The organism is Pseudomonas sp. UBA5706, assembly GCF_002419965.1.
Lineage (GTDB): Bacteria > Pseudomonadota > Gammaproteobacteria > Pseudomonadales > Pseudomonadaceae > Aquipseudomonas.
Map to the genome: position 1 here is coordinate 10,059 of NZ_DIHC01000042.1, position 12,102 is coordinate 22,160.

Consider the following 12,102-nt stretch of genomic DNA (forward strand, 5'->3'; position numbering starts at 1 on the left):
GCTGACGATCTGCTGCGAAGCAGCAGCAAACCCATTGCACGCGGTCTGTCTGTTGCAACGAGGTGCCCGGTTTGACTGTCGGTTCCCGGCAGATCGCTGGCAAGCCAGGGTCCTACGGCTTCCGGCCATATGCGACGATGCTAGACTTTGGCACCGTGCGCAAATCGACCGATTGTTATGATCTCCCGTTTGGCTTTACTGCCCCAAGCCCCGCTCCAACCCCTCCACCTGCACTGGCTCGACGCTGCCGGCGTCGAGGTCGCTGTCCTGCGCCTGGACCTGATCGACCCGCTGATCAGCGGCAATAAATGGTTCAAGCTCACCCATCATCTTGCCGCCGCCAAAAAAGCGGGTGCAGAAGGCGTGATCAGCCCGGGTGGCGCGCATTCCAATCACCTTCATGCGCTGGCGGCGGCGGGCAGGCGCTTTAGCTTTTCCACGGTCGGGCTGTTGCGTGGTCATCCTGCGCAAACCCCAACCGTGCAGGACCTGGAGGCATTCGGCATGCAACTGCACTGGCTGGGGTACGCCGGTTATCGCGCGCGGCATGAAATCGGGTTCTGGCTGCCGTGGCGTGAGCGTTATCCCCACCTGTATCCGGTGCCCGAGGGTGGCGGCGGGCTGGACGGCGCGTTGGGGTGTGGCGAGATCGTGGATCAGGCCTGCGCCCGACTCGCTGAAATGGGTTGGGACGACTATCACGGCTGGTGGCTGGCCTGCGGCACCGGCACCACACTGGCCGGGTTGGTGCTGGCCGAAGCGGGGCGGCGCAAGGTGTATGGGGCGATGGCGGTGCCTGAGGGACATGGGGCGGCCGAGAACGTACGCGATATCCTGGGCGCCGGCGCTGAGAGGCGATACGAACTCATCGACGCCAGCCGTGGCGGCTTCGCCAAAACCGATGCCCGACTGCTGGCGTTCATCACCGAGTGCGAAGAGGAGAGCGGCGTCCCCCTGGAGCCGCTTTATACCGGCAAGGCGTTGCTGGCGCTGCGACAGGCTGTCGAGGCCGGCAGGTTTGCCAAAGGCTCGCGGCTGCTCTTCGTGCACACCGGCGGCCTGCAAGGTCAGCGTGCGATGCACCGTTTACCAAGGCCGCTGTAGCAGCATGGCCTGCCGGCGGTGGCGTCCTTAAAAACGCTATCGTTGGCAAGCCGTGCCGCTACCGCGTGCATTCATCGGGATTACCCCTGGCACGAATCCTGCGGATTAGACACCTCGACAGGTCGGTTCTGGGCACGTTGACGACACTTCTGGAGTCAGGCGCCTCAGCTTCTGTACCGATAATCGAATCTTTCGAGCGCGCCGAGGTTCAACATGATCTCTCCAGCCATCGAGCAGGTCGATCCTGCCACTTTGAGAAAAGTCGTGGTCGCGGCCAGCATTGGCAACTTCGTCGAATGGTTCGATTTCGCCGTTTATGGATTTCTCGCCACCACCATCGCCCAGCAATTCTTTCCCAGCGGCGATGCCAGCGTAGCGTTGCTCAAGACCTTCGCGGTGTTCGCGGTGGCCTTCGCCTTTCGCCCCTTGGGTGGGGTGTTCTTCGGCATGCTCGGTGACAGGATCGGACGCAAGCGCACGCTGGCCTTCACCCTCCTGCTGATGGCCGGGGCGACCACCGTCATCGGGTTGCTGCCCACTTATGCAGCCATCGGCGTGACCGCGCCGGTCCTGCTGACCATCATTCGTTGCGCCCAGGGTTTCTCCGCCGGCGGCGAATACGCCGGGGCCTGCGCCTACCTGATGGAACACGCGCCACGGGGCAAGCGCGCCTGGTATGGCAGCTTCGTGCCGGTGTCGACCTTTGCCGCGTTTGCCTCGGCGGCTATCTGTGCCTACACGCTGGAGGTTGCGCTGACCACCGAGGCCATGAACAGTTGGGGCTGGCGCCTGCCGTTTCTAATCGCCGCGCCGCTCGGGCTGGTCGGGCTGTATCTGCGCTGGAAGCTGGACGAAACCCCGGCGTTCCAGGCGGTCGCCGAGGAGCACGCAGTCGCCCACTCGCCACTCAAGGAAACCCTGCGCAACCATGGCGGTGCCATTTGCGCACTGGGCGCGTTCATCTCGCTGACGGCGCTGTCGTTTTACATGTTCACCACGTACTTCGCGACGTACCTGCAGGTGGCCGGTGGCTTGAGTCGGGCGACGGCCCTGCTGGTATCGCTGATCGCGTTGCTGTTCGCGTCTGCGCTGTGCCCGGTGGCCGGGGCGTTTTCCGATAAGGTCGGGCGGCGGGCGACCGTGGCAACAGCTTGTGTCCTGCTGGCGGTGATGGTGTATCCATCGTTCCTGATGGCCAGCTCCGGCTCGTTCGCAGGTTCGATTGTCGGCGTGATGCTGCTGGCCACCGGGGCGGTGTTGTGTAACGTGGTCACTGCGGCGTTGTTGTCCGAAACCTTTCCTACACGTACCCGTTACACCGCCTCGGCGATTACCTACAACATCGCCTACACCCTCTTCGGCGGTACCGCGCCGCTGATGGCGACCTGGCTGATCGGCATGACCGGCAGCAACCTGGCACCTGCGTTCTACCTGATCGTGGTCGCGGTGCTGGGCCTGGTGGGCGGGCTGGCGTTGCCGGAGACCTCGAAGGTGTCGTTGCATGAAGCGGATGGCTCATTGGGGCGGCATTCGGCAATGCAGTCCGCCGCCTGATTGCGCAACAAAACGTGGCGTCCGCGCCCCAAAAAATGGCACATTGGCGACCCCAATGTGCCGCAGATGTCTTCTGCACTTAAATGCGCCCGGCACATGAATCGTTCGATGGATGAACTCAAATGGCCGCCACCAGCGCTTCGACTGCGACTTCTGCCACCGCGCAATCCAGCCCGTTAGTCATGCGCATCATCGGTGCAGTGGCCCTGGCGCACCTGATCAACGACCTTATCCAGTCGGTATTGCCGTCGATCTACCCGATGCTCAAGGCCAACTACGGCCTGACCTTCACTCAGGTCGGCCTGATTACCCTGACGTTCCAGATCACCGCTTCGCTGTTGCAGCCCTGGGTGGGTTATTACACCGATCGCCATCCCAATCCGCGAGTGCTGCCGCTGGGTTCGATTTGCACCCTGATCGGTATCCTGATGCTGTCCACGGTAAGCAGTTTTCCGATGATTCTGCTGGCGTCGGCGCTGATTGGCGTCGGCTCCTCGACCTTCCACCCTGAAGCCTCACGCATCGCCCGGCTGGCTTCGGGCGGGCGTTACGGGCTGGCGCAATCGACCTTCCAGGTCGGTGGCAACACGGGGTCGGCATTCGGCCCATTGCTCGCGGCGGCGATCATCATTCCGTTCGGCCAGGGCCATGTCGCGTATTTCGGGTTGTTCGCGCTGTTTTCCGTCGGCCTGCTGTACGCCATCAGCCGTTGGTACACATCGCACCTGAGCCTGTTCAAGCTCAAGGCTGGCCACGCCGCAACCCACGGCCTGTCGAAGACCCGTGTCATCGTTGCACTGTCGGTGCTGGCGTTTCTGGTGTTTTCCAAGTTTTTCTACATGACCAGCATCACCAGTTACTTCACCTTCTACCTGATCGAGCGCTTCGCTATTTCGGTTGCCAGCTCCCAGCTGCACCTGTTTCTTTTCCTTGGTGCGGTGGCGGCGGGGACTTTCTTCGGTGGTCCAATCGGCGACAGGATCGGGCGCAAGGCGGTTATCTGGTTCTCGATCCTGGGTGCGGCGCCGTTCACCCTGGCGCTGCCTTACGCCGACCTGTTCTGGACCAGCGTGCTCAGCGTGATCATCGGCTTTATCCTGGCTTCGGCGTTTTCCGCGATTGTGGTCTATGCCCAGGAACTGGTACCGGGCAACGTGGGCATGATCGCCGGGATCTTTTTCGGTCTGATGTTCGGCTTCGGCGGGATCGGCGCAGCCTTGTTGGGGCACCTGGCAGACCTTCACGGCATCGTCTATGTCTATACGCTGTGCTCGTTCCTGCCGCTGTTGGGGATCCTGGCGGTACTGCTTCCAGCAACCAAAGGTTGACACCGGCGGCAGGATTGATCGAGCCTGTGACTGTCAGCCTGGGCATCGGCCAGGGTCGGCAACTGCGCATCTTTCATGCTGCGGATACCGCAGCGCTTTCGATTCCGTGGATCGTTACAAACGTTGGCTGTGAGCGTGTTAGCCCGTGGATTCGGCGAAGGCCGGCCACAGGTCCGAGACCAGAAATACACGTTCTTCTTCCTGCCAATGCCCTTCTTCGCTTTGGCTCAGTCGCACCAGCAGTTGTGCCTGTGCCGACGGCTCGAGCTGCGTCAGCCACGCGCTGAACTCATCGTGTCGCAGAGGCTGTTCATAGCGTGCCGGCCCCAGCCAGGCGTGGCGCGGCAGCACTTGCCAGCGGCCTTCGGGACAGTGTGCGCCGAAGGCTGGCCAGTCCTTTTGATGGACCCAGCGCCCGCGCAGGTGGTCGTGATTCACGCCCTGTGGAGATTCTGCGGGGCCGGGCCAGGGATAGAGCAGGTAACCGCCCAGCCATAACTTGGCCTGTACAGATTCGATGCCCAGCGCCGCCAGCGCCAGACGGCTTTCCTTGCGCGCCGAGATCGGCAATTGATGCTCAGTGAGGTGAGCCAGTTTTAGGTCCAGCCGGTCATGGCTGCCCGGACCCAGCCAGTTTGCCGGGTCCTGGCCGTCAGCGTCCTGCGGGCCGAGGTAGAACTTGATCGCCAGTTCCACGTGGTGCACGCCATCGCCGTCTTGCAGCAGCAGGTCCAGTTCACCCAATGTGTGACCGTCGATACGGATCGGCAGATTGGCAGCGAGCATCTTAACCCCCGGTGCCTGGTCGATCGCGAACTGCCAGAGACGTTCGTAATAAAGACCCAGGCGCCGGGTCGAGTTGCGGGCAAGCCATTGGTCCAGCGTGCGGCTGTCACGGTCCAGATCGCGCAGCACGTTTTCCAGGGCCTGGGGGTGATGCACCCAGTCGCTGCCGCTTAAGGGATGGCGTTGCGGCCACGCGCTCAGCGCCAGCATCGGCGGCGAAAGAATCGCCCATGCCAGGTCGCGCACGGCGGGCGTGTGCAGTTCACGGGGCAGGGCGCTGAGGGTTGGAAATAGAGTCATTGGCTGAGGATAGCAGGGCGGCCAGACGCGAAGGCAAATCCGCTGCAGCTGTCCGCCTGCCGTTGATCGCGATCTGGGGGGGCGGCAGGGTCTGCTTGCCGAGGCGCGAGTGCACGCAATTTGCCGCTATCGACCCCTTCGCCCATAATCGCGTTCTTTACATGCATCAACCCTGCGGGAGCCCCATGGAGCAATTTCGTAACATCGGCATCATTGGTCGCCTTGGCAGTACTCAAGCGCTCGAGACCGTTCGCCGACTCAAGAAATTCCTGATATCGCGGCATCTGCATGTGATCCTCGAAGACACCATTGCCGAAGTGTTGCCTGGCCACGGCATGCAGACCTCTTCGCGCAAGATGCTGGGGGAAGTCTGCGATATGGTCATCGTCGTCGGCGGCGATGGCAGCCTGTTGGGTGCCGCCCGCGCGCTGGCCAAGCACAACGTGCCGGTGCTGGGGATCAACCGTGGCAGCCTGGGCTTTCTCACCGACATTCGCCCCGACGAGCTGGAAGTGAAGGTCGCCGAGGTGCTGGACGGCCACTATCTGGTGGAAAACCGCTTCCTGCTGCAGGCCGAAGTCCGTCGCCACGGCGAAGCCATCGGTCAGGGCGATGCGCTCAACGACGTGGTGCTGCACCCCGGCAAATCCACGCGCATGATCGAATTCGAAATTTACATCGATGGCCAGTTCGTCTGCAGCCAGAAGGCCGACGGCCTGATTGTCGCCACGCCCACCGGTTCTACCGCTTATGCGCTTTCGGCAGGCGGCCCGATCATGCACCCAAAGCTTGACGCCATCGTCATCGTGCCGATGTACCCGCACACGTTGTCCGGTCGGCCGATTGTCGTCGATGGCAACAGTGAGCTGAAAATCGTTGTCTCAAAGGACATGACGATTTACCCACAGGTCTCCTGCGATGGACAAAACCACTTCACCTGCGCGCCGGGTGACACCGTGACCGTGAAAAAGAAACCGCAGAAGCTGCGTTTGATTCACCCGCTTGACCACAACTATTACGAAGTCTGCCGGACCAAACTCGGTTGGGGCAGTCGGCTTGGCGGTAGGGGCGACTGATGCTCGATCCTGCGCGTAGCTACGATCTGATCGGTGACGTGCACGGGTGTGCCCAGACCCTTGAGCACTTGCTCGACACCCTTGGTTATCGCTTTGAGGCCGGCGTGTGGCGCCACCCTGAACGCATCGCCCTGTTTTTAGGCGACATCATTGACCGTGGCCCGCGCATTCGCGAGGCGCTGCACATCGTTCACGACATGGTCGTGGCCGGGCAGGCGTTCTGCCTCATGGGCAATCATGAGTTCAATGCCCTGGGCTGGAGCACGCCAGCAACGCCAGATAGCGGCAAGCAGTTCGTGCGCGAGCACACCCCACGCCATGCGCGGCTTTTGGGCGAAACCCTGGCGCAGTTCGAGCAGCATCCCGGGGACTGGAACGACTTCCTCAAGTGGTTCTATGAGCTGCCGCTGTTCATCGACGCCGAGCGCTTCCGGCTGGTGCATGCTTGTTGGGACGCCAGCCTCATCAAAGCCCTGCGCAGCGCCCATGGCGATGGCCGGATCGACCAGCATTTCGTCCAGGCCTCGGCGGTGCACGGCAGTTTCGCCAGTGCCGTGTTCGACAGGCTGCTGCGCGGCACCGACATGCGCCTGCCTCACGGCATGACGCTGACCGGCGGCGACGGGCTGACGCGGGCGTCGTTCCGCACCAAATTCTGGGAAGACAATCCGCAGACCTACGGCGACGTCGTCTTCCAGCCTGACGCCTTGCCTGAGCCAGTGGCCAAACGGCCACTGTCCGACAGCGAGAAAAACGCCTTGCTGCGCTACGGCGCCGATGAGCCGCTGCTGTTCGTCGGCCATTATTGGCGCAGTGGCATCCCCGCTGCGATCCGCCCCAACCTTGCCTGCCTGGATTACAGCGCCGTGCTGTACGGCAAGCTGGTGGCCTACCGGCTCGACCAGGAAACCCGAATAGACCCGGACAAGTTTGTCTGGGTCGAGGTCACTCGACCGGAGACTGCCCGATGAACCCGGTTGCCGTATTGCGCCTGCCGCTGAGCACCAACCTCAGTGGTTTCGTTGAATTGTTGCAACGGCTCAACGTGCCGCATCGGGTCAGCGAAGAAGCGGGCGAGCAAGTGCTGTGGGTGCCGGACGCGCCACAATTGGCCGATGACATCCGCAAGCTGTATCAGCAATACCCTCAGGGTGACCCCACCGTGCAACTGCCCCCGGGCCGCGAAGTGGTCGCCGCGACGCGTCCCAGCCCCCTGGTGCAGGTGCGCAGCAGTCCGGTGACCAGCATCGTCCTGTTGCTGTGTGCGATCGTCGCGGGCGTGACCCTGCTGGGCGATAATTTCGATGCGTTGAGCTGGCTGACTTTCAACGATTTCCGGGTCAATGGCGATTACGTCATGTTCACCCCGGTCGAGACGACTCTGGCAGCGGGACAGTGGTGGCGCGTGATTTCGCCGATGCTGATCCACTTCGGTGTGCTGCATCTGGTGATGAACGCCTTGTGGTTCTGGGAGCTGGGGCGGCGTATCGAAGTGCGCCAGGGCAGTTGGCAATTACTGGGTTTGACCCTGGCAATCAGCGCATTTTCCAACTATGGGCAGTATTTCTGGAGCGGCCCGAGCCTGTTCGGCGGCCTGTCCGGGGTGCTCTATGGTTTGCTCGGTCATTGCTGGATCTTCCAGTTGCTGGCGCCCAACCCCATTTACCGTCTGCCACGCGGCGTACTGGTGATGATGCTGGGCTGGCTGGTGCTTTGCATGACCGGTCTGATCAGCCTGCTGGGTTTCGGCGAAATCGCCAATGGCGCTCACGTCGGCGGCCTGATCATCGGCTGTGTGACAGGTCTTGTGGGCGGTGCAATAGCGCGCCGTAAACATTAAAATTGCCCGCTTAATTCTGGGAGAGCCCAATGTCCTCTTTTGTCGAAATGATTGAAAACATCACCCCGGACATCTACGAGAGCCTGAAACTGGCCGTGGAAATCGGCAAATGGTCTGATGGGCGCAAGTTGACTCAGGAGCAACGCGAACTGTCGCTGCAGGCGCTGATTGCCTGGGAAGTGCGTAACGTGCCCGAGGAACAACGCATTGGCTACATGGGCCCGCAGGAGTGCGCTTCCAAATCGGAGCCAGTACCCAACATCCTGTTCAAATCGGATGCCATCCATTGATCGAGATCGCTCGCGGCTCCGTCAACAAGATGTCCACGCGGCTTGATGCCACGCGGGTCGAATATGCATTTCGCCTGGGCGATTCGCAAATCCCGGTCAATCCGCTGATCGGCAAGACTGTACGCCTTGAGTACCTGGGCGCGATTCACTGCAACCATTGCGGCCGCCGTACCAAGACCAGCTTCAGCCAGGGCTACTGCTACCCCTGCATGCAGAAGCTGGCGCAGTGTGACATCTGCATCATGAGCCCGGAGAGGTGCCATCACGAGCATGGCACCTGCCGAGATCCGTCATGGGGCGAGCAATTCTGCATGACCGACCACGTGGTCTACCTGGCCAATTCGTCGGGCGTGAAAGTCGGTATCACGCGCTCTACCCAGTTACCCACCCGTTGGCTGGATCAGGGCGCCAGCCAGGCGCTGCCAATCGTGCGCGTAGCGACGCGCCAGCAGTCCGGTTTCGTCGAAGATCTGTTTCGCAGCCAGGTCGCTGACCGTACCAACTGGCGCGCGCTGCTCAAGGGCGATGCCCCTACGGTTGACCTGGCTGCCATTCGTCAGCAACTGTTCGAGTCCTGCGCCGAGGGCTTGGCCGGACTGCAAGCGCGTTTCGGTTTGCAGGCCATTCAACTGCTCAACGATGTCGATCTGGTCCAGATCAACTATCCGGTCGAGGCGTATCCGACCAAGATCGTCAGCTTCAATCTGGACAAGAACCCCATCGCCGAGGGCACGTTGCTGGGCATCAAGGGTCAATACCTGATCTTCGACACCGGCGTGATCAACATCCGCAAATACACGGCGTATCAGCTCGCTGTGCATCACTAGCCAGTACCCGTGTATTCAGTAGCTAGCAGCTCACACGCATAAGGACAGAACCATGCGCACCGAACAGCCGAAAATGATCTACCTGAAGGATTATCAGGCGCCTGAGTACCTTATTGACGAGACGCACCTGACCTTTGAATTGTTCGACGATCACACCCTGGTCCACGCGCAACTGGTCATGCGTCGCAATCCTGAGCGCGGTGCAGGCCTGCCGCCATTGGTGCTGGATGGCCAGTTGCTGGAACTGCAGTCGGTCAAGCTGGCTGACGTCGATCTGGCACCGGGCGACTACGAGTTGACCCCAGATAGCCTCACCGTCCAGCCGGCCTCCGAGACGTTCACCCTGGACACCAGCGTGAAGATCCACCCGGAAACCAACACCGCGCTGGAAGGGCTCTACAAGTCCAGCGGCATGTTCTGCACCCAGTGCGAGGCCGAAGGCTTTCGCAAGATCACCTATTATCTCGATCGCCCGGACGTGATGAGCACGTTCACGACTACGGTCATTGCCAGCCAGCAGGACTTCCCGATTCTGCTGTCCAACGGCAACCTGATCGACCTCGGCCCGGAAGGCGATGATCGCCACTGGGTGACCTGGAAAGACCCGTTCAAGAAGCCCGCCTACCTGTTCGCACTGGTGGCCGGTGATCTGTGGTGCGTCGAAGACACCTTCGTCACCATGACCGAGCGCAAGGTGACCTTGCGCATCTTCGTCGAGCCAGAAAACATCGACAAATGCCAACACGCCATGGACAGCCTGAAGAAGTCCATGCGCTGGGACGAAGAGGTCTATGGTCGCGAGTACGATCTGGACATCTTCATGATCGTGGCGGTCAATGACTTCAACATGGGCGCCATGGAAAACAAGGGCCTGAACATCTTCAACTCCAGCGCCGTGCTGGCTCGCGCCGAAACTGCGACCGACGCCGCGCACCAGCGGGTCGAGGCCATCGTTGCCCACGAGTACTTCCACAACTGGTCGGGCAACCGCGTGACCTGCCGAGACTGGTTCCAGCTGTCGCTCAAGGAAGGCTTTACCGTATTCCGTGATTCCGGCTTCTCGGCCGACATGAATTCGGCCACGGTCAAGCGTATCCAGGACGTCGCCTATCTGCGCACTCATCAGTTCGCCGAAGACGCCGGTCCCATGGCGCACGCCGTGCGCCCGGACAGTTTCATCGAGATTTCCAACTTCTACACCCTGACCGTGTACGAAAAGGGCTCGGAAGTCGTCGGCATGATCCACACCCTGCTGGGCGCCGAGGGTTTCCGCAAAGGCAGCGATCTGTATTTCGAACGCCACGACGGTCAGGCCGTAACCTGCGACGACTTCGTCAAGGCCATGGAAGATGCCAATGGCATTGACCTGACCCAGTTCAAGCGCTGGTATTCGCAAGCCGGCACTCCACGTCTGGCGGTGACCGAGGCTTACGATGCAGCGGGCAAAACCTATAGCCTGACCTTCCGCCAGAGTGCGCCGAGCACCCCGGGGCAGCCAGGGGATGAGAAAAAGCCGTTCGTCATTCCGGTGTCGCTTGGCCTGCTGGACAAGCAAGGTCAGGAAATCGCCCTGCGTCTGTCGGGCGAGTCCTCGGCATCGGGGACATCGCGGGTGATCGCGGTGACCGAAGCCGAGCAGACATTCACCTTCGTAGACATTGCCGAGCAACCGCTGCCCTCTTTGCTGCGTGGCTTCTCGGCGCCGGTGAAGCTGAGCTTTCCATACAACCGCGATCAATTGATGTTCCTGATGCAGCACGACAGCGATGGCTTCAATCGCTGGGATGCCGGTCAGCAATTGTCGGTTCAGGTGTTGCAGGAGCTGATCGCTCAGCATCAGCAAGGCGAGCCGCTGGTGCTGGATCAGCGTCTTGTAACGGCGCTGGCCGCGGTATTGGCCGACGAGCGTCTGGATCAGGCCATGGTTGCGGAAATGCTCTCGCTGCCGGGCGAGGCCTATCTCATCGAAATCAGCGAAGTGGCCGATGTCGATGCTATTCACGCCGCCCGCGAGTTCGCGCGTCTGCAATTGGCCAACAGCCTGAATGACGTGCTGTGGAAGCGTTATCAGACCAACCGCGAGCTGTCGAAGAAGACCGCGTACGTGGCCGAGTCCGAGCACTTTGCGCGCCGCGCGTTGCAGAACATTGCACTGTCCTACCTGATGTTGACCGGCAAACCGCAGGTGTTGAACGCTGCCATCGAGCAGTTCGACAACACCGACAACATGACCGAGCGTCTGACCGCGCTGGCGGTGCTGGTCAACTCGCCGTTCGAAGACGAGAAAGCCAAAGCGCTGGCAGTGTTCGCCGAGAACTTCAAGGACAACGCCCTGGTCATGGATCAGTGGTTCAGCGTTCAGGCTGGCAGTACGTTGCCGGGCGGGCTGGAGCGGGTGAAAGCGCTGATGCAACATCCGGCGTTCACGATGAAGAATCCGAACAAGGTGCGCGCGTTGATCGGCGCGTTTGCGGGGCAGAACCTGATTAACTTCCACGCGGCGGACGGTTCGGGGTATCGCTTCCTGGCGGATCTGGTGATCGAGTTGAACGGGTTTAACCCGCAGATCGCTTCCCGCCAGTTGGCACCGCTGACTCGCTGGCGCAAGTATGACGACAAACGTCAGGCGTTGATGAAGGGCGAGCTGGAACGCATTCGGGCGTCGGGGCAGTTGTCCCCGGATGTGTTTGAGGTGGTGAGCAAAAGCCTGGCTTGATCTCAGGCGTTTGAGGAGGAGGGCCGCCCGGAGTATTCGGGTGGCCCTTTTTCTGTCGTGGGTTTTAATACAGCGCGATTGTGGTGCATCGGTTATCCGTGTCGGCGCGAATTATTATCCGTTTTAACGCCCGAACTGCTTCCACGCCGTCGAGTTACTTGCACACGCCGTAATACCGCCCCAGCCCCAAGTAACCAAGTGCTTATTCCTGATCGAGCACCCCCTTCATCCGAGCACCCGCGCTCAGGCAACGAAGCGCCACCTGCCTTCGGTCCGCACCC

General features: G+C 61.2%; 10 protein-coding genes. 9 read left to right on the forward strand and 1 reads right to left on the reverse strand.

Annotated elements, in window-relative coordinates; genetic code table 11:
* The first annotated feature begins 177 nt into the window (after positions 1-177).
* The 3 genes from B3I26_RS20140 (at position 178) to B3I26_RS20150 (ending at position 3,986) form a co-directional block, all read left to right on the forward strand.
* Positions 178-1,104 carry a 1-aminocyclopropane-1-carboxylate deaminase/D-cysteine desulfhydrase gene (locus B3I26_RS20140; protein WP_296260240.1) on the forward strand — a complete coding sequence of 309 codons (927 nt, stop codon included), beginning with the start codon at positions 178-180 and terminating at the stop codon, positions 1,102-1,104.
* A 213-nt stretch (positions 1,105-1,317) separates the two neighbouring features.
* Positions 1,318-2,658 carry an MFS transporter gene (locus tag B3I26_RS20145; protein ID WP_296260241.1) on the forward strand — a complete coding sequence of 447 codons (1,341 nt, stop codon included), beginning with the start codon at positions 1,318-1,320 and terminating at the stop codon, positions 2,656-2,658.
* 122 nt (positions 2,659-2,780) lie between these two features.
* Entirely contained in the window at positions 2,781-3,986 is a 1,206-nt protein-coding gene (locus tag B3I26_RS20150) for an MFS transporter (protein ID WP_296260242.1), read from the forward strand.
* Between the two features lie 138 nt (positions 3,987-4,124).
* Here the strand turns inward: B3I26_RS20150 and B3I26_RS20155 are convergent, their stop codons facing one another.
* A complete protein-coding gene (locus B3I26_RS20155; protein WP_296260243.1) occupies positions 4,125-5,072 on the reverse strand; it encodes a DUF1853 family protein in 948 nt (315 codons plus the stop codon).
* A gap of 185 nt (positions 5,073-5,257) precedes the next feature.
* On the opposite strand from B3I26_RS20155, the gene B3I26_RS20160 reads away from it, so the two are divergent.
* Genes B3I26_RS20160 through pepN form a run of 6 tightly spaced genes read left to right on the forward strand, consistent with a single transcriptional unit; the run spans position 5,258 to position 11,821 of the window.
* Entirely contained in the window at positions 5,258-6,148 is an 891-nt protein-coding gene (locus B3I26_RS20160) for an NAD(+) kinase (RefSeq protein WP_296260244.1), read from the forward strand.
* Positions 6,148-7,119: a metallophosphoesterase gene (locus B3I26_RS20165; protein ID WP_296260245.1), complete on the forward strand. Its 972-nt coding sequence runs from the start codon at positions 6,148-6,150 to the stop codon at positions 7,117-7,119. The genes B3I26_RS20160 and B3I26_RS20165 overlap by 1 nt, the downstream gene beginning before the upstream one ends.
* Positions 7,116-7,988: a rhomboid family intramembrane serine protease gene (locus B3I26_RS20170; RefSeq protein ID WP_296260247.1), complete on the forward strand. Its 873-nt coding sequence runs from the start codon at positions 7,116-7,118 to the stop codon at positions 7,986-7,988. The genes B3I26_RS20165 and B3I26_RS20170 overlap by 4 nt, the downstream gene beginning before the upstream one ends.
* A gap of 29 nt (positions 7,989-8,017) precedes the next feature.
* Positions 8,018-8,278: a YeaC family protein gene (locus B3I26_RS20175; protein ID WP_133752037.1), complete on the forward strand. Its 261-nt coding sequence runs from the start codon at positions 8,018-8,020 to the stop codon at positions 8,276-8,278.
* Positions 8,275-9,105 (forward strand): DUF2797 domain-containing protein, encoded by an 831-nt coding sequence (locus B3I26_RS20180; protein ID WP_296260249.1) that lies wholly within the window; start codon positions 8,275-8,277, stop codon positions 9,103-9,105. The genes B3I26_RS20175 and B3I26_RS20180 overlap by 4 nt, the downstream gene beginning before the upstream one ends.
* 52 nt (positions 9,106-9,157) lie before the next feature.
* Complete coding sequence (pepN, locus tag B3I26_RS20185) at positions 9,158-11,821, forward strand: aminopeptidase N (protein WP_296260251.1); 2,664 nt, start codon at positions 9,158-9,160, stop codon at positions 11,819-11,821.
* Positions 11,822-12,102 lie beyond the last annotated feature (281 nt).